Annotated in this window: 15 protein-coding genes and 1 pseudogene; 10 read left to right on the top strand and 6 right to left on the bottom strand. The window is 61.0% G+C overall.

All coding sequences use genetic code 11. The features are described from left to right. Positions 1-111 precede the first annotated feature (111 nt). Positions 112-939, bottom strand: a complete 828-nt coding sequence (gene cheR, locus QCL51_RS07260) for a protein-glutamate O-methyltransferase CheR (protein WP_004575768.1) — start codon at positions 937-939, stop codon at positions 112-114. Between the two features lie 52 nt (positions 940-991). Then, positions 992-1,921 carry a chemotaxis protein CheV gene (locus QCL51_RS07255; RefSeq protein ID WP_021785150.1) on the bottom strand — a complete coding sequence of 310 codons (930 nt, stop codon included), beginning with the start codon at positions 1,919-1,921 and terminating at the stop codon, positions 992-994. 77 nt (positions 1,922-1,998) lie between these two features. Between QCL51_RS07255 and flgA the strand changes: the two genes are divergently transcribed. The 4 genes from flgA (at position 1,999) to QCL51_RS07235 (ending at position 4,570) form a co-directional block, all read left to right on the top strand. Continuing rightward, complete coding sequence (gene flgA / locus QCL51_RS07250; protein ID WP_028696945.1) at positions 1,999-2,751, top strand: flagellar basal body P-ring formation chaperone FlgA; 753 nt, start codon at positions 1,999-2,001, stop codon at positions 2,749-2,751. A 164-nt stretch (positions 2,752-2,915) separates the two neighbouring features. Beyond that, entirely contained in the window at positions 2,916-3,230 is a 315-nt protein-coding gene (gene flgM / locus QCL51_RS07245; protein WP_021785148.1) for a flagellar biosynthesis anti-sigma factor FlgM, read from the top strand. Positions 3,231-3,279: 49 nt separating this feature from the next. Then, positions 3,280-3,747 carry a flagellar protein FlgN gene (locus tag QCL51_RS07240; RefSeq protein WP_021785147.1) on the top strand — a complete coding sequence of 156 codons (468 nt, stop codon included), beginning with the start codon at positions 3,280-3,282 and terminating at the stop codon, positions 3,745-3,747. A gap of 79 nt (positions 3,748-3,826) precedes the next feature. Next, positions 3,827-4,570 (top strand): flagellar brake protein, encoded by a 744-nt coding sequence (locus QCL51_RS07235; RefSeq protein WP_021785146.1) that lies wholly within the window; start codon positions 3,827-3,829, stop codon positions 4,568-4,570. Positions 4,571-4,663: 93 nt separating this feature from the next. On the opposite strand, the gene QCL51_RS07230 is transcribed toward QCL51_RS07235, so the two are convergent. From QCL51_RS07230 to bkdR, 3 genes are all read right to left on the bottom strand, one after another. Then, positions 4,664-6,004 carry an MFS transporter gene (locus QCL51_RS07230; RefSeq protein WP_028696946.1) on the bottom strand — a complete coding sequence of 447 codons (1,341 nt, stop codon included), beginning with the start codon at positions 6,002-6,004 and terminating at the stop codon, positions 4,664-4,666. 133 nt (positions 6,005-6,137) lie between these two features. Further along, positions 6,138-7,379: a glutamine synthetase family protein gene (locus QCL51_RS07225; protein WP_162149605.1), complete on the bottom strand. Its 1,242-nt coding sequence runs from the start codon at positions 7,377-7,379 to the stop codon at positions 6,138-6,140. A 230-nt stretch (positions 7,380-7,609) separates the two neighbouring features. Next, complete coding sequence (bkdR, locus tag QCL51_RS07220) at positions 7,610-8,095, bottom strand: Bkd operon transcriptional regulator BkdR (RefSeq protein ID WP_003254485.1); 486 nt, start codon at positions 8,093-8,095, stop codon at positions 7,610-7,612. A gap of 198 nt (positions 8,096-8,293) precedes the next feature. Between bkdR and QCL51_RS07215 the strand changes: the two genes are divergently transcribed. From QCL51_RS07215 to lpdA, 4 genes are read left to right on the top strand one after another with little or no spacing between them, the layout of a single operon-like run. Beyond that, the gene (locus QCL51_RS07215) at positions 8,294-9,526 is read left to right on the top strand and encodes a 3-methyl-2-oxobutanoate dehydrogenase (2-methylpropanoyl-transferring) subunit alpha (RefSeq protein ID WP_028696948.1); all 1,233 of its coding nucleotides are present in this window, start codon (positions 8,294-8,296) and stop codon (positions 9,524-9,526) included. Between the two features lies 1 nt (position 9,527). Further along, entirely contained in the window at positions 9,528-10,586 is a 1,059-nt protein-coding gene (locus QCL51_RS07210) for an alpha-ketoacid dehydrogenase subunit beta (protein ID WP_003254487.1), read from the top strand. Beyond that, positions 10,587-11,858, top strand: a complete 1,272-nt coding sequence (locus tag QCL51_RS07205) for a dihydrolipoamide acetyltransferase family protein (protein ID WP_021785142.1) — start codon at positions 10,587-10,589, stop codon at positions 11,856-11,858. 2 nt (positions 11,859-11,860) lie between these two features. After that, positions 11,861-13,240, top strand: coding sequence for a dihydrolipoyl dehydrogenase (gene lpdA / locus QCL51_RS07200; protein WP_084850662.1), 1,380 nt, complete (start codon positions 11,861-11,863; stop codon positions 13,238-13,240). A 110-nt stretch (positions 13,241-13,350) separates the two neighbouring features. On the opposite strand, the gene QCL51_RS07195 is transcribed toward lpdA, so the two are convergent. Continuing rightward, on the bottom strand, positions 13,351-14,349 hold the full coding sequence (locus tag QCL51_RS07195) for a diguanylate cyclase (protein ID WP_021785140.1): 999 nt from the start codon (positions 14,347-14,349) through the stop codon (positions 13,351-13,353). Between the two features lie 215 nt (positions 14,350-14,564). Here QCL51_RS07195 and QCL51_RS07190 point away from each other — a divergent pair, with 215 nt between their 5' ends. Together QCL51_RS07190 and QCL51_RS07185 are read left to right on the top strand one after the other, a co-directional pair. Further along, a complete protein-coding gene (locus tag QCL51_RS07190) occupies positions 14,565-15,092 on the top strand; it encodes a hypothetical protein (protein ID WP_274148033.1) in 528 nt (175 codons plus the stop codon). 473 nt (positions 15,093-15,565) lie between these two features. Beyond that, positions 15,566-16,323 (top strand): annotated as a pseudogene (locus tag QCL51_RS07185) (IS5 family transposase). The last annotated feature ends 234 nt before the right edge of the window (positions 16,324-16,557 follow it).

The following is a 16,557-nucleotide window of genomic DNA, read 5'->3' as shown; positions in this document are numbered from 1 at the left end:
CTGCAACAGGGATACCGGCCCGAAACAAACGTGGGAGCGAGCGCAGCTCGCGATGCGCCGCGCGGGCGGCGCTCGATCTCACAAACGCCCCCCCCCCCTTCAAGGCATACCTTACTTGGCCTGGTAGATGATCCCCGGACTGCACTGCACCATCTGGTAATGGTCAGGCAGCCCGTTCAGGGCTTCGGAAGCCCCGAGGAACAGATACCCACCCGGCTTCAAGGTACTGTGAATACGCAAGAGAATGTCCTTCTTCACCTGCGCCGAGAAATAGATCAGCACATTGCGGCAGAACACGATGTCGAACTTGCCCAGACTGGCATAACTGTCGAGCAGGTTGAACGAGCGGAATTCGACACGGCTGCGAATCGCTGGCTTGACCGCCCAGCGCCCCGGCCCCTTGGGGTCGAAGTAGCGCTGCAGGCGCTCCTGGGACAAGCCGCGGGCAATCGCCAGGCTGTCGTATTCGCCGGTCTTGCAGTTGGTCAGCATGGTGCCGGAGAGATCGGTGGCGACGATCTGCGCCCCCATCTTCAACTGGCCAAGGTTGCTGCGCTCGAACTCGTCGATTGCCATCGAGATGGAATACGGCTCCTGCCCCGACGAACAGGCCGCCGACCACATACGCAGGCGCTGGCCGGGGTTGTTGCGGATGAATTCGGGGATCACCTTGTTCTTCAGCACTTCGAACGGATAGGTGTCGCGAAACCAAAGGGTCTCGTTGGTGGTCATGGCATCGACCACCTGCTCGCGCAAGCCGCCGCGCGGCTGGGCCTGAATGCGCTGCACCAGCTCACCCAGGCTCTTGATGCCCTGTTGTTCCATCAGCTTGTTGAGACGGCTGGAAACCAGATACTGCTTATTCTCGCCCAGCAGGATGCCACAGGCTTTCTCCAGGAAGACCCGGAACTGTTCGAAATCCAAATTACCCGTAGACACTACTGCCGCCTCTTTTCAATCACTGGTGCCAGGGGGCATGCCCCCGGCTGCTTCAATGCGCTGCCTTGATCCGGTCGACCACCCGTTGGGCCAGGTCGTCCGGCTTGAACTTGGCCAGGAAGTCATCGGCACCGACCTTCTTGACCATTGCCTGGTTGAACACCCCGGAAAGCGAAGTATGCAGGCAGATGTGCAACTTTTGCATGCGCGGATCGCTGCGAATCTCCGCGGTTAGCGTATAGCCATCCATTTCCGGCATTTCAATGTCCGAGATCATCATCAGGAACTCTTCTTCCGGCTTTTTGCCCTCATCCACCAGCTGACGCAGGTAGTTCAGAGCCTGACGGCCATCATTGAGCGCCACCACCTCGACCCCTACGGTCTGCAGGCAACGGCTGACTTGCTTGCGCGCCACCGACGAGTCGTCGACGGTCAGCACCCGCATCAACACCGCCTTGTCCTGCACCTCGGCATCGATCACACCGGCCGATACCGACTCGGACGACGGCGACACTTCGGCCAGCACCTTCTCCACGTCGATGATCTCGACCATGCGTTTGTCCACCCGGGTGACCGCGGTCAGGTAGTGATCACGGCCAGTACCCTTGGGTGGCGGATGGATCTCTTCCCAGTTCATGTTGACGATGCGCTCCACCGAATGCACCAGGAAACCTTGGGTCTTGGTGTTGTACTCGGTGATGATCACGAAGCTGTTGCGCGTGTCTTCCTGAAGCGGCCGCAACCCGGTGGCCATCGACAAGTCGAGGATCGGGATGGTCGCCCCGCGAATATTGGCAACGCCACGCACCACAGGGTGCGCCTTGGGCAGCAAGGTCAGCGCAGGGCATTGCAGTACTTCCCTGACCTTGAACACATTGATGCCGTAAAGCTGCTCGCCATTGAGGCGGAACAGCAGCAATTCCAGGCGATTCTGCCCCACCAGCTGCGTGCGCTGGTTGACCGAATCCATAACACCCGCCATGCCAGACTCCTTAACGTTTCAGCCTTTCGTTGCCACTCAGGTAGCGAGTCGGCACGGGCTTTGCTTTTTTGAGTGTCATGCACACGAAAACGACATTTTCCCGACGATTGACACGCCTGCTGACTGGCCCGCTGGCCACGCTGTGCCTGCTGATGCCCGGCGTTCGCACGGTAGCGGACGCGTTCACCTTGCCTGAACAGCTTATCGGTGTCACCCAAGGGTTTCTTGAATTCACCGTTGAAGATTACCTGTCCACCACCCAGACTGCCGGGCGCTATGAAATCCAGGTCAACCCGCTGGACCCACGCCTGCGCATGCCGTTGTGCAGCCAGCAGCTGGACGCCTCACTGGAAAGCCCGGCCAAGCCACTGGGCCGGGTGACGGTAAGGATACGCTGCAACGGCGCAGCACCGTGGACGGTATTTGTGCCGGCCACCGTACGACTTTTCCGCGACGTGGTGGTGGTAACCCGACCGCTCAAGCGCGACAACACGGTCGGCGAAGGTGACGTGGCCCTGCGCGAACGCGACGTCGGCACCCTGGGCCAGGGCTTTCTGACCGAGCTGGACCAGGCGGTGGGCATGAAGATGCTGCGCCCCACGGTGATCGACCAGGTGCTCACACCGCAACACCTGGAACAGGCCGAGGTGGTGCGCAAGGGTGATCATGTGGTGATCATTGCCCGTAGTGGTGGCCTGAGCGTGCGCATGCCGGGCGAAGCCCTGAGCAAGGGCGGCCTGAGCGAGCAGATCCGGGTACGCAACCTCAACTCCAAACGCGTGGTCAAGGCCAGGGTGACCGGCCCCGGCCAGGTCGAGGTCAGTATGTAGGCCAGCCACCAGATTACGCTGGCAGTGAGGAACCGCTTTTCCTAAACTGTGTCAGAACACGGGTTCGCGGGCTTGCCGACAGGCGGCAACGCATTTGTGCCTAAAGTTTATATCGGGTTGGCCGAAAACAAGGCAAGCGTCCAAATACCCAGAGGTTTCTGATCATGGTCATCGACTTCAGTCGCATGAATAACTCTCCGTCCGTCACGGGCGGCGTGCGCAGCAACACCGCGTCCGGCAGCGCCGAAAAACCGGCAGCTCGCCAGGAAGCGGCAAGCGCCACCAGCGCCAGCGGAGAAGCGGTACACCTCAGCCAGGAGGCCCAGCAGTTGCAGAAGGTCAGCGACAAGCTGCGCGACGAGCCGGTGGTCAACAGCGCCCGCGTGGCCCAGTTGAAACAGGCGATCGCCGACGGCAGCTACCAGGTCGATGCCGGCCGGGTCGCCAGCAAACTGCTTGATTTCGAAGCCCAGCGCTGACCGTACGGCGCGCTGACTTCACGGACGCCAGAAAAGCCAAGAGTTAGCCATGCACGACACCACCTTGCTGCAACTGATCGAAGATGACATTGCCCCGATGCAGGAACTGCTTGACCTTCTGAAAAAGGAGTCTGTAGCCCTGCATGGCCGCGATATGGCACCGCTGGAAGATATTCTGGCTCGCAAGCAGTCTTTGATCGTGTTGCTGGAGCAGCAAGGCCTGCGGCGCAACAACCTGCTTACCAGCCTTGGCCTGAGCGCAGATCGCGCCGGAGTGGAGGCTGTGGCGGCACAATCGCCCAACGGTGAATTGATCCTGCAACAACTCAACGTGATCAGCCAATTGATGCAAGCCTGCCAACAGCTTAACGAGACCAATGGCCGGATCATCCAGGTGCAGCAACACGTCACCAACAACCAGATCCGCATCCTTCAGGGCGGCGATTCGCCTTCGCTCTATGACAGCCGTGGCAGCACCTCGCCCCTGGCCAAGCCACGCGCGCTCAGCCAAGTGTGATTTTTCTATCAAGGCACAGAACATAGTGGCAAAATGCCGTTACTTGCGTGTGTCGCTTTTGCCTGGAGAACGATAAGCTGTGTTCAATGAATCCGATGCTCCGCAACCACCCAAGGTGTTGAGCACCCCCTTGGAGATTGCGGCCAACTTGCGGCAGCTGCAGGAAAGCCACGACCCCCTGATCATTACCTTCCATGAGCGCAGCCAGCGCTTCCAGAGCTATGTGGTGCGCGTGGACCGCGAAAGCAATACCCTGGCACTGGACGAGATGATCCCCCGTGACGGCGAGAAATTCATCGAGAACGGCGAGCACTTCCGCGTCGAAGGCTTCCACGATGGTGTGCGCATCGCCTGGGAGTGCGATCACGAGTTGAAAATCAGCGAGGTCGACGGCCACCGCTGCTACAGCGGCGCCCTGCCGCAAGAGATGACCTACCACCAGCGCCGCAATGCCTTCCGCGCCGCACTGAAGCTATCGCAGCTGGTCGACATCATCCTCGACGGCGCCCACCTCAAAGGCAACGGTGCCCTGCGAGGCAAGCTGCTGGATATCTCGGCCACCGGCTGCAAACTGCGCTTCGAAGGCAATGTCGAAGACCGCTTGCAACTGGGCCAGGTGTATGAGCGTTTCAAGGCGGGCAACCCGCTGGGCCTGGTGGATACCATGGTCGAGCTGCGTCATCTGCACTATGAAGAGCGCATCAACACCACTTTTGCCGGCGTGCGCTTCCACAACCTGAGCGGGCAGGCTCAACGCAAGATCGAGAGTTTTGTGTACCAGCTGCAGCGTGAGGCGCGGCGGTTCGACAAGGACGATTATTGATCGTCAGTCGGTAAAACAGAAAACGCCACCTGCTGAGGTGGCGTTTTCATTTGTGTTTCCGCTGGGCTGGCCTCTTCGCGGGTAAACCCGCTCCTACACCGACTTGCTGGCTTCTTCCGGTTCAGGCGCCTGTTGCTGCGCGCCCTTCTCTTCATCCTCGGTGTCTTCAGCCGCCACAGGCGCCTGCATCACGTCCTGCACGGTCTGCTCATCCACCCGCGGGTCCAGCGCCGCCGACAACGGCGAACCGGCCGCCGGCATCGCCACGTGGCCCAGCGGTGCATCCTGTACCTGATGCAGGCCGGTAACCGCTTTCGGCCGAATGCGCCAGACCAGCACCAGGGCAAAGAATACGAAGAAGGCATACAGCATCTGCGCGCCCAATACCTTCATCAAAACCCCTGCCGCCAGCGGGCCGACACATGCACCCACACCGTAGGTCACCAACAGCATCGCCGTCAGCGATACCCGGCGCTCGCTTTCCACGTGGTCATTGGAAAAGGCAACCGCCAGCGGGTACAGGCAGAACTGCAGCAACGAGATCAGGAAGCCGATACCGAACAGCAACTCCAGCGGCACACTGGGCAGTATCGCCAATGGCGCAGCAGCCAGTGCCAGCCCCACCGCCACGCTACGAATCAGCACAGCCCGGTCATAACGGTCAGACAACCAGCCCAGCGGCCACTGCACCAGCAGGCCGGCAAAAATGCAGCTACCCATGAACAGACCGATCTGCTCGGTACTCATCCCCTGGCTTGAAGCATATAAAGGCGCCAGACCGTAGAACGAGCCGACAATCAGCCCCGAGCCCAAAACCGTACTGAGCGACTGCGGCACGCGTTTGATGAAGAATTTCGGCTCCATCGGTGCCGGGCGCAAAGGCGCCGGGTGAATACGCCGGGTCATCGCCACGGGCACCAGGCACAGGGCAAAGCACATCGCCACCAGCATCAGCAGCTCAGGGCCGAGCTGCGGGTGCACCACCAGAATCAACTGGCCAAGCACCAGCCCCAGATACGAGGCAATCATGTAACCGCTGAACACCGCGCCCCGGTGTTTCACATCGGCCTGCTCGTTGAGCCAGCTCTCGATGACCATGTATTGGCACATCATCCCCAGGCCGACGATCATGCGCAGCCCTACCCAGGCCGGCAGCCAGCTGGTCAGGCCATGACCGAGCACCGCGGCGCCGACGATACCGGCACAGGTGGCATAGGCGCGTATGTGCCCTACCCGCCCGATCAGCCGGTGGCCAACCTTGCCACCAACCGCCAGGCCAAAGTAGTTGGCCGCCATCAACGCACCCACCCACAGGCTGTCGACATGGTCGGCCGCCAGGCGCAGGGCCAGGTAGGTGCTGAGCAGGCCCGAGCCGATCAACATCATCAGCGCGGCGAAATACAACGACTGAAACGGCTTCCATACATTTCGCATACGTCCCGTGGAGCTCCCTGGTCAGGTGGCAGTTTTGGGTGCTAGCAGCATAAAGGCAAAAACCGCCTGGCGCAGGCCCCCCCGACAGCTATTTGGCACTGCGGGGGCGTGCCCGGTGCAGGTTATGTCGCGCTCAGGCCTGTGCCGCCAGGACCCGGCGCTCCCACGGCGTGATCTCGTCGAAAAAATCGCTCAGCTCAAGGGTCTTGCTGGCGATGTAGCCTTCGATGAACTCGCTGCCGAACAGTTCCCGCGCCAGCGTGCTGCGCTTGAGCCTTTCAAGGGCCGCGTGCAGCGTGCACGGCAGGCTCAGGTGCTCGGGCACCTCGAATTCGCCCTGGATGGCCGGCGATGGCTGCAAGCGCTGCTCGATGCCGTGCAGGCCGGCGGCCAGGCTGGCGGCAATGGCCAGGTAAGGGTTGGCATCGGCGCCTGGCAGGCGGTTTTCCACCCGTCGCGCGACCGGCGCACTGGCCGGAATGCGCAGGCCAGCGGCGCGATTGTCCTCGGACCAGCACGCATTGTTCGGCGAGGCGTAGGGATGGCACAGGCGCTGGTAGGAGTTGACGTTGGGCGCGAACAGGGCAGTGAAGTCGGCCATGCACGCCTGCAACCCGCCGATGAAGTGGTGGAAGGTGTCTGTCGGCAGGCCCTGCTCATCACTGAACACGTTGCGCCCGCTGCCGGCCTCGACCAGGCTCTGGTGAATGTGCATGGAGCTGCCGGGCGTACGCGCCAGCGGCTTGGCCATGCAGACCACCGTCAGCCCGTGCTTGAGCGCCACTTCCTTGAGCAGGTGCTTGAACAGGAAAGTCTGGTCGGCCAACAGCAGCGGGTCGCCGTGCAGCAGGTTGATCTCAAACTGGCTGACACCCATTTCGTGCATGAAAGTGTCACGTGGCAGGCCGAGCGCGGCCATACAGTGATACACCTCCTTGAAAAACGGACGCAGGCCGTTGTTGGAGCTGACACTGAACGCCGAATGGCCCTGCTCGCGGCGGCCATCGCTGCCTACCGGCGGCAGGAACGGTTGGTGCGGGTCAGTGTTGGGGGCAAAGACGAAGAACTCCAGCTCGGTTGCCACTACCGGCACCAGGCCCAGTGCCGCATAGCGGGCTCTCACGGCTTTCAGCTGGCCCCGGGTGGACAGTGCCGAGGGCCGGCCATCCAGCTCATTGGCATCGCAGATGGCCAAGGCGCGGCCGTCATTGCTCCAGGGCAGGCGGTGCACCTGACCGGGTTCGGCCACCAGTGCCAGGTCGCCGTCGTCACTGCCGTAGAACTTCGCCGGTGGGTAGCCGCCCATGATGCACTGCAGCAGCACTCCCCGGGCCATTTGCAGACGACGGCCTTCGAGGAAGCCTTCGGCGGTCATCACCTTGCCGCGCGGGACGCCGTTGAGGTCGGGGGTGACGCATTCGATTTCATTGATGCCCTGGAGCTGAGCAGTGCTCATGACGCTTGTCCTTGTTGTTGTAGGCTGACATCAACATAGGCTGGGGGTGTTTAAAATATCAAGCAGCCTATTGGGTGGCTGTGCCGGCCTCTTCGCGGGTGAACCCGCTCCTACAGGTGGATGCGATCCTTGTGCCGGCATCGCCCCCCCTACTCCCGCAAAGTCATGCCATTGGCCGGCAACGGCAACGCCGTCTTGTAGCGCACCTGCTTCAGGGCAAAGCTTGAACGAATATTGGCTACCCCTGGCAAGCGCGTCAGGTAATCGAGAAACCGCTCCAGCGCCTGGATGCTGGGCAATAGCACCCGCAACAGGTAATCCGGGTCACCCGTCATCAGGTAGCACTCCATCACCTCGGGCCGCTCGGCGATCTCTTCTTCAAAGCGGTGCAACGACTGCTCCACCTGTTTTTCCAGGCTGACATGGATGAACACGTTCACATCCAGCCCCAGCACCTCCGGCGACAGCAAGGTCACCTGCTGGCGGATCACCCCCAGCTCTTCCATGGCCCGCACCCGGTTGAAGCAAGGCGTGGGCGACAGGTTCACCGAGCGTGCCAGCTCGGCATTGGTGATGCGGGCGTTCTCTTGCAGGCTGTTGAGAATGCCGATATCGGTACGATCGAGTTTGCGCATGAGACAAAATCACCGGTTTTTTGTGTTTATGCGGAATGTTTATCTGCCCCGCTCGGCAAAGGCAATCAACTTGAGAGAAAAATTCTCCTGCCGGGCCACTAAGATGTAGGTGACGCTGACTTACCAGTCACAAGCCGGTACTCAGCGGCGGCCGCTTCAGAGCTCACAAAAACAAACACCCGAGCGAGCGTAAAAAGCATGAACGAGTACGCCCCCCTGCGTTTGCATGTGCCCGAGCCCACCGGCCGGCCAGGCTGCCAGACCGATTTTTCCTACCTGCGCCTCACCGATGCAGGTCAGGCCCGTAAACCCGCTATCGATGTCGATGCTGCCGACACTGCCGACCTGTCCTGCAGCCTGGTCCGCGTGCTCGACGAGCAAGGCGACGCGCAAGGCCCGTGGGCCGAGGACATCGACCCGCAGATCCTTCGCCAAGGCATGCGCGCCATGCTCAAGACGCGGATCTTCGACAGCCGCATGGTGGTTGCCCAGCGCCAGAAGAAGATGTCCTTCTACATGCAAAGCCTGGGCGAAGAAGCCATCGGCAGCGGCCAGGCGCTGGCGCTGAACCGCACTGACATGTGCTTCCCGACCTACCGCCAGCAAAGCATCCTGATGGCCCGCGACGTATCGCTGGTCGAGATGATCTGCCAACTGCTGTCCAACGAGCGCGACCCACTCAAAGGCCGCCAGTTGCCGATCATGTACTCGGTGCGCGAAGCCGGCTTCTTCACCATCAGCGGCAACCTGGCGACCCAGTTCGTGCAGGCGGTCGGCTGGGCCATGGCATCGGCGATCAAAGGCGATACCAAGATCGCCTCGGCGTGGATCGGTGACGGCGCTACTGCCGAGTCGGACTTCCACACCGCCCTCACCTTTGCCCACGTATACCGCGCCCCGGTCATCCTCAACGTGGTCAACAACCAGTGGGCCATTTCCACTTTCCAGGCCATCGCCGGTGGCGAGTCGACCACCTTTGCCGGCCGTGGCGTGGGTTGCGGTATTGCTTCGCTGCGGGTTGACGGCAACGACTTCGTCGCCGTGTACGCCGCCTCGCGCTGGGCTGCCGAACGCGCCCGACGCGGCCTGGGCCCAAGCCTGATCGAGTGGGTCACCTACCGTGCCGGCCCGCACTCGACGTCGGACGACCCCTCCAAGTACCGCCCTGCCGATGACTGGAGCCACTTCCCGCTGGGTGACCCGATCGCCCGCCTGAAGCAGCACCTGATCAAGATCGGCCACTGGTCCGAGGAAGAACACCAGGCCGTCACGGCCGAGCTCGAAGCTGCGGTGATTGCTGCGCAGAAAGAAGCCGAGCAATACGGCACCCTGGCCAACGGGCATATCCCGAGCGCCGCCTCGATGTTCGAGGATGTGTACAAGGAGATGCCCGAACACCTGCGCCGTCAACGCCAGGAACTGGGGGTTTGAGATGAACGACCACAACAACAGCATAAACCCGGAAACCGCCATGGCCACCACTACCATGACCATGATCCAGGCCCTGCGCTCGGCCATGGATGTCATGCTTGAGCGCGACGACAATGTAGTGGTGTACGGCCAGGACGTCGGTTACTTCGGCGGCGTGTTCCGCTGCACCGAAGGCCTGCAGAACAAGTACGGCAAATCGCGCGTGTTCGATGCGCCCATCTCCGAGAGCGGCATCGTCGGTACCGCCGTGGGCATGGGTGCCTATGGCCTGCGCCCGGTGGTGGAGATCCAGTTCGCCGACTACTTCTACCCGGCCTCCGACCAGATCGTCTCCGAGCTGGCCCGCCTGCGTTACCGTTCGGCCGGCGAGTTCATCGCCCCGCTGACCCTGCGCATGCCTTGCGGCGGCGGTATCTATGGCGGCCAGACTCACAGCCAGAGCCCGGAAGCGATGTTCACCCAGGTGTGCGGTCTGCGCACCGTCATGCCGTCCAACCCATATGACGCCAAAGGCCTGCTGATTGCCTCGATCGAATGCGACGACCCGGTAATCTTCCTGGAGCCCAAACGCCTGTACAACGGCCCGTTCGATGGCCACCACGACCGCCCGGTAACACCGTGGTCGAAGCACCCGCACAGCGCCGTGCCCGACGGCTATTACACCGTACCGCTGGACAAGGCCGCCATTACCCGCCCTGGCAATGACGTGACCGTACTGACTTACGGCACCACGGTGTACGTGGCCCAGGTGGCCGCCGAAGAAAGCGGCGTCGATGCCGAAGTGATCGACCTGCGCAGCCTGTGGCCGCTGGACCTGGATACTATCGTCGAGTCGGTGAAAAAGACTGGCCGTTGCGTGGTGGTGCACGAGGCCACCCGCACCTGCGGCTTCGGTGCCGAACTGGTGGCGCTGGTGCAGGAGCACTGCTTCCACCACCTGGAGGCGCCGATCGAGCGCGTCACCGGCTGGGACACCCCCTACCCTCACGCACAGGAATGGGCTTACTTCCCCGGCCCTTCGCGGGTAGGTGCGGCACTGAAAAAGGTCATGGAGGTCTGAATGGGCACGCACGTCATCAAGATGCCGGACATTGGCGAAGGCATCGCGCAGGTCGAGTTGGTGGAATGGTTCGTCAAGGTCGGCGATATCATCGCCGAGGACCAGGTGGTGGCCGACGTCATGACCGACAAGGCCACCGTCGAAATCCCTTCGCCGGTCAGCGGTACAGTGCTGGCCTTGGGTGGACAGCCCGGTGAAGTGATGGCGGTCGGTAGCGAACTGATCCGCATCGAAGTGGAAGGCAGCGGCAACCATGTGGATGTGCCTCAGCCAAAGCCGGTAGAGGCCCAGGCGGCCCCGATTGCAGCCAAGCCGGAACCGCAGAAAGACGTAAAACCCGCCGCGCACCAGGCGCCCGCCAATCACGAAGCTGCGGCCATTGTGCCGCGCCAGCCGGGCGACAAGCCACTGGCCTCGCCGGCCGTGCGCAAACGCGCCCTGGATGCCGGTATCGAACTGCGTTATGTGCATGGCAGCGGCCCGGCCGGGCGTATTCTGCACGAAGACCTCGACGCCTTCATGAGCAAGCCGCAAAGCAATGCCGGCCAGGCACCGAACGGCTATGCCAAGCGCACTGACAGCGAACAGGTGCCTGTGATCGGCCTGCGTCGCAAGATCGCCCAGCGCATGCAGGACGCCAAGCGCCGCGTCGCACACTTCAGCTACGTGGAAGAAATTGACGTCACCGCCCTGGAAGCCCTGCGCCAGCAGCTCAACAGCAAGCACGGCGACAGCCGCGGCAAGCTGACCTTGCTGCCATTCCTGGTGCGCGCCTTGGTCGTGGCGCTGCGTGACTTCCCGCAGATCAACGCAACCTACGACGACGAAGCGCAGATCATCACCCGCCATGGCGCGGTGCATGTGGGCATTGCCACCCAAGGTGACAACGGCCTGATGGTACCCGTGCTGCGCCACGCCGAAGCGGGCAGCCTGTGGGCCAATGCCGGCGAAATTTCGCGCCTGGCCAACGCTGCACGCAACAACAAGGCCAGCCGCGAAGAGCTGTCCGGCTCGACCATCACCCTGACCAGCCTCGGCGCCTTGGGTGGCATTGTCAGCACGCCGGTGGTCAACACCCCGGAAGTGGCAATCGTCGGGGTCAACCGCATGGTCGAACGGCCAGTGGTGATCGACGGCCAGATCGTCGTGCGCAAGATGATGAACCTGTCCAGTTCGTTCGACCACCGCGTGGTCGATGGCATGGACGCCGCCCTGTTCATCCAGGCCGTGCGCGGCCTGCTCGAACAGCCCGCCTGCCTGTTCGTGGAGTGAGCATGCACCAGACTATCCAAACGACCCTGCTGATCATCGGCGGCGGCCCCGGCGGTTATGTGGCTGCCATCCGCGCCGGGCAACTGGGCATCCCCACCGTACTGGTAGAAGGCCAGGCGCTGGGCGGCACCTGCCTGAACATCGGCTGCATTCCGTCCAAAGCACTGATCCATGTGGCCGAACAGTTCCACCAGACTTCGCGTTTTGCCGGGGCGTCCGAGCTGGGTATCAGCGTAGCCTCGCCGCGCCTGGACATCGGCCAGAGCGTGGCCTGGAAGGACGGCATCGTCGACCGCCTGACCACCGGTGTTGCCGCCTTGCTGAAAAAGCACGGGGTAAAAGTGGTACATGGCTGGGCCAAGGTGCTCGACGGCAAGCAGGTCGAGGTCGATGGCCAGCGCATCCAGTGTGAGCACCTGTTGCTGGCCACCGGCTCCAGCAGTGTCGAATTGCCGATGCTGCCGCTGGGTGGCCCGGTGATTTCCTCCACCGAAGCCCTGGCACCGAAAGCCCTGCCGCAACATCTGGTGGTGGTAGGGGGTGGCTACATTGGCCTGGAGTTGGGCATTGCCTATCGCAAGCTGGGTGCACAGGTCAGTGTGGTGGAAGCGCGTGAGCGCATCCTGCCGACCTACGACAGCGAATTGACCGCTCCGGTGGCCGAGTCGCTGAAGAAGCTGGGCATCGCCCTGCACCTGGGCCACAGCGTTGAAGGTTACGAAAATGGTTGCCTGCTGGCCAACGACGGCAAGGGCGGGCAACTGCGCCTGGAGACCGACCAGGTACTGGTGGCCGTGGGCCGCCGGCCACGCACCCAAGGCTTCAACCTGGAATGCCTGGACCTGAAGATGAACGGCGCCGCCATTGCCATCGACGAGCACTGCCAGACCAGCATGCGCAACGTCTGGGCCATCGGCGACGTCGCTGGCGAGCCGATGCTGGCGCACCGGGCCATGGCCCAGGGCGAGATGGTCGCCGAAATCATCGCCGGCAAGGCCCGCCGCTTCGAGCCTACTGCAATTGCCGCCGTGTGCTTCACCGACCCGGAGCTGGTGGTGGTCGGCAAGACCCCGGAACAAGCCAGCCAGCAGGGCCTGGACTGCATCGTCGCGCAGTTCCCGTTTGCCGCCAACGGCAGGGCCATGAGCCTGGAGTCGAAAAGCGGTTTCGTGCGCGTGGTGGCGCGACGCGACAATCACTTGATTCTGGGCTGGCAGGCAGTTGGCGTGGCGGTTTCCGAACTGTCCACGGCGTTTGCCCAATCGCTGGAGATGGGCGCGTGCCTGGAAGATGTGGCCGGCACCATTCATGCCCACCCCACGCTGGGTGAAGCGGTACAGGAAGCCGCGCTGCGCGCCCTGGGTCACGCCTTGCATATCTGACACTGAAGCGGCCGAGGCCGATTTGGCCCGCTGCGCCGAGAGGCGCTGCGGGTCTTTTTTCATTCAGGCCATGTAAACCTCCAGAAAACAGCGCCATCTCTGAGCGGGCGCTACTCGGAAATTGCGTTCTTGCCTGCCCGCTTGGCCCTGTATAGCGCCTTGTCGGCACGCGCCAGCAGCGCGTCCTGGTCCTCCCCATCCAGCCGTTGCACCACGCCATAGCTCATGGTCAGTCGACAATCCCCCACCGGCTCCACCAGCTCCAGCACCTGGCGCAAGCGCGCTGCCACCTCCAGCGCCTCCCCCAATGCGGTCTGCGGCAGCACGATGACGAACTCGTCGCCACCCCAGCGCGCCAGCAGGTCCAGTTCGCGCAAGCAGGTGCGCAGGTTTTCGGCCACCCGCACCAGCGCCGAATCGCCACGGGCGTGACCGTAGCGGTCGTTGATCGGTTTGAAATCATCCATATCCATGGCAATCAGCGACAACGGCTGGCGAAAGCGCTGGGCGCGCTGGCACTCCAGGTGCAACGCGCTCTCCAGCCGGTAACGATTGGCGACCCGGGTCAACGCATCGCGTTCGGCCAGTTCACGGTTTTCGTCCAGTTGCCGCTGCAACTGCTGGTTAACCCGAGACAACTCGCGGGTGCGTTCGGCCACCTGAAACTCCAGTGACTGGTTCTTCTGCTCCAGTTGAGCCACCAAGCGCTTGCCAGCGTCGATATTGCGATGCGCACCCAGCATGCGCGCCACGGAACCGTCCTCGTTATGCGCGATGATGTAGCCGCTGTCTTCGATCCAGATGTAGCTGCCATCCTGACAACGGCAACGGTATTCAATGCGGTAGCGCTCGTTGCGCTGATTGATATAGGCCTCGAAATGCGCCATTACCCGTGGGTAGTCTTCAGGATGGATCACGCTCTCCCAGGTAAATACCGAGTTGGCCATGGAGTGGCTGGCATAACCCAGCATGCTGTACCAGCCCGGGTTGCGATAAACGTAGCCAGTATTGGCATTCCAGTCCCAGATGCCATCGCTGATCAAATCGAACAAGGTGTGCAACTGCTGTTCACTGAAGCCGGCAGGTACCGGCCTGGTTTCTTGACTCATGGACACTCTCCCTGATGCCCAGCAACTGCGCTCCGATCAAGGGGCTGCCGACAGTGGTGGTAATTGCCGCAGGCGGCAAGATCATGCCTGACACGGGCAAGCATATGCCCGCCCGCGCGTATCGGAAATAGCGCCAAGGCCCTGATTTCGGCCGATAGAATGCTGGCATGGCTTTTGCGCTTGGAAGCTGTCAACGAGATTTCCAAGGAGGAAACATGATAATTGCCCATAACGGCGTGAGCTGGCAGCCCACGCTCCATCAGCCTCGGCACGCCAACGATGAGCAGGCAATGGCCCAGATTGCGCCTGTCCGCACGCCAATATCCACCGCCAACACGGCGAGCCAACAGCAGAACGGAGGCAGTACCGCTCAGCAAAACGCTGAGGATGCTCGTGCAGAAGCTTTTGCCAAACTCAAGGTGATGCTGCAAAACCTGGGTTCTGCGACCAACGAGCCGATCATCGGAGAACCACTGCCACCCAAGACTGCCCGGGAGGAATTTCACGACTTCATGTCCAAGTCGCCTGGCGAGATGATCAAGGAAAAACTGCTGCGTGAGATAGGCCTGACCGAAGAAGAGTACGACGCCCTGCCACCAGAAATGAAAGCAAAAGTCGACGAGTTGATCGCCCAGCGCATGAAAGAAAACATCGAGCGCAAGGTGGAGGAGAAAGCGCAAGAGCAGGTCGCCAAGGTGGATGGCGACCAGGATGAAACGCAACAAGCAGCAAGCCCGATATAGTGAGCTGGCCAAGCGAAGGTGCTTTAACAGCAGCGCGGCGGCGACAAAGGAGACAATTATCGGAATGACAAGAATGGCGTCCCAGGCAGGAATTGAACCATTATCCCGGGGGGGTACCCTATCCAGCAGCACCCATACCACTCTACATTATTGATTTTAAGGGGTAATACCTGAGCATAGCCTCACACCTGAATATGGGTCTAGACCCCTGTTGAGGCTGCAAAAAGACCCTGAGGCCCCGGACACAAAAGCAGTCCTCTGTTGGGGAATGTGAAACGCAGATCTCACAGGTAGTCTTCGGAATGGTTCGGGTAATGAACATCGTTAGGCTATTGTGAGTTGTCATTGAAAACGCCCCGCTACGTTGGCGCATCCCTAGGATGCTATTGCATGCTCTTGGTGCCGCCCCGATGCGCTCTACATCCCACTGAACGAAACCTGAACTTGAGTTACCGACAAGGCGTCATGAACTCTTGGACGAGGTTAGGATTGAGGTTTCTGATCTCTTCACCAAAACCCATCGCCGGGGGCAGCCTCACCCGAGCGCCTGATGCTCGATGGTGTGCTCTGAGTACTCTTCTCGGGAGCTGCGTGGAGAGATGTGCCAGAGCGCTTTGGCCCGTGGTCAATTTGGCGTAACTAGGGGGCATTGGATCAGATGCTCAAACACTTTCATTTGAGGCTGAACCAGCAAGGCTTGATCGATCTGAAAAGCGGGATAATCGACTCAACCGCTATCCGCGCAACCCGACTCTCATCTAATACACGAAGGGAGGAAGCCTGACGAGCCTGCCGATCACGTTCTAGGCCACAGTCGCCGTGGCCTAACAACCGAAATTCACATTCTCTGCAACGCTAGCGGAACACCGTTGCGCTTTCTTCTCGCAGGCGGTCAAGCCAGTGAGATCAGTTACGCCCTGCCACTGCTGGACTTAGTCAGCGGCCCATCAAGCCAACGTGGCGCCCGCGTAAACGCTGTAAATCGTTGCTTGCTAAAAAGGGCTACCACGCCGAAGCGCTATCCGCTATTGCGATCAATATTCAATGCATCCCGCCATCCCACTGCACTCAATGAAGCGCAAACCAAAGCCTGGATTACCAAGACGTTTTGATCGCACCAAGTACCGACAGCGCAACATTATCGAGCACATGCTTGGCTGGCTGACACACTTCGACAAGCTCGCGGAAAGCTAAGAAGCTTTCGCTGGCTTGTTCCATGCGGTGTTTGTGACACCACTTTTGTACAGAGCGTAGAGATTGGTCGGAGTGCCTTCGAAACGGTGAGTCTAAGGATCGAGGGCGCTTGAAACGACCGTTCATCGGGAACGACAAACTAATAAAAAGTCAATTTGTTTTGAAAAACCTAATGTACAAAAAACAAAACCAAGACACAAAAAACCAGCCCCATCTAATTAAAAATACTCGATTTATCAGACGCTTACCAACTTACAACATCAAAAAAAAC

The sequence above is a fragment of the Pseudomonas sp. LTR0 genome, assembly GCF_036630035.1.
GTDB lineage: Bacteria > Pseudomonadota > Gammaproteobacteria > Pseudomonadales > Pseudomonadaceae > Aquipseudomonas > Aquipseudomonas putida_Y.
The sequence above is the reverse complement of the archived record's forward strand: the minus strand, read 5'-3'. Positions and strand labels throughout refer to the sequence as shown.

Bases quoted from the DNA above. Each gene is read 5' to 3' on its own strand.
- flgA (WP_028696945.1), top strand. From the start codon at position 1,999: ATGCACACGAAAACGACATTTTCCCGACGATTGACACGCCTGCTGACT.
- QCL51_RS07215 (WP_028696948.1), top strand. From the start codon at position 8,294: ATGAACGAGTACGCCCCCCTGCGTTTGCATGTGCCCGAGCCCACCGGC.
- QCL51_RS07230 (WP_028696946.1), bottom strand. From the start codon at position 6,004: ATGCGAAATGTATGGAAGCCGTTTCAGTCGTTGTATTTCGCCGCGCTG.
- bkdR (WP_003254485.1), bottom strand. From the start codon at position 8,095: ATGCGCAAACTCGATCGTACCGATATCGGCATTCTCAACAGCCTGCAA.
- QCL51_RS07195 (WP_021785140.1), bottom strand. From the start codon at position 14,349: ATGAGTCAAGAAACCAGGCCGGTACCTGCCGGCTTCAGTGAACAGCAG.
- QCL51_RS07255 (WP_021785150.1), bottom strand. From the start codon at position 1,921: ATGGCGGGTGTTATGGATTCGGTCAACCAGCGCACGCAGCTGGTGGGG.
- lpdA (WP_084850662.1), top strand. From the start codon at position 11,861: ATGCACCAGACTATCCAAACGACCCTGCTGATCATCGGCGGCGGCCCC.
- flgM (WP_021785148.1), top strand. From the start codon at position 2,916: ATGGTCATCGACTTCAGTCGCATGAATAACTCTCCGTCCGTCACGGGC.
- QCL51_RS07240 (WP_021785147.1), top strand. From the start codon at position 3,280: ATGCACGACACCACCTTGCTGCAACTGATCGAAGATGACATTGCCCCG.
- QCL51_RS07210 (WP_003254487.1), top strand. From the start codon at position 9,528: ATGAACGACCACAACAACAGCATAAACCCGGAAACCGCCATGGCCACC.
- QCL51_RS07205 (WP_021785142.1), top strand. From the start codon at position 10,587: ATGGGCACGCACGTCATCAAGATGCCGGACATTGGCGAAGGCATCGCG.
- QCL51_RS07225 (WP_162149605.1), bottom strand. From the start codon at position 7,379: ATGACCGCCGAAGGCTTCCTCGAAGGCCGTCGTCTGCAAATGGCCCGG.
- QCL51_RS07190 (WP_274148033.1), top strand. From the start codon at position 14,565: ATGATAATTGCCCATAACGGCGTGAGCTGGCAGCCCACGCTCCATCAG.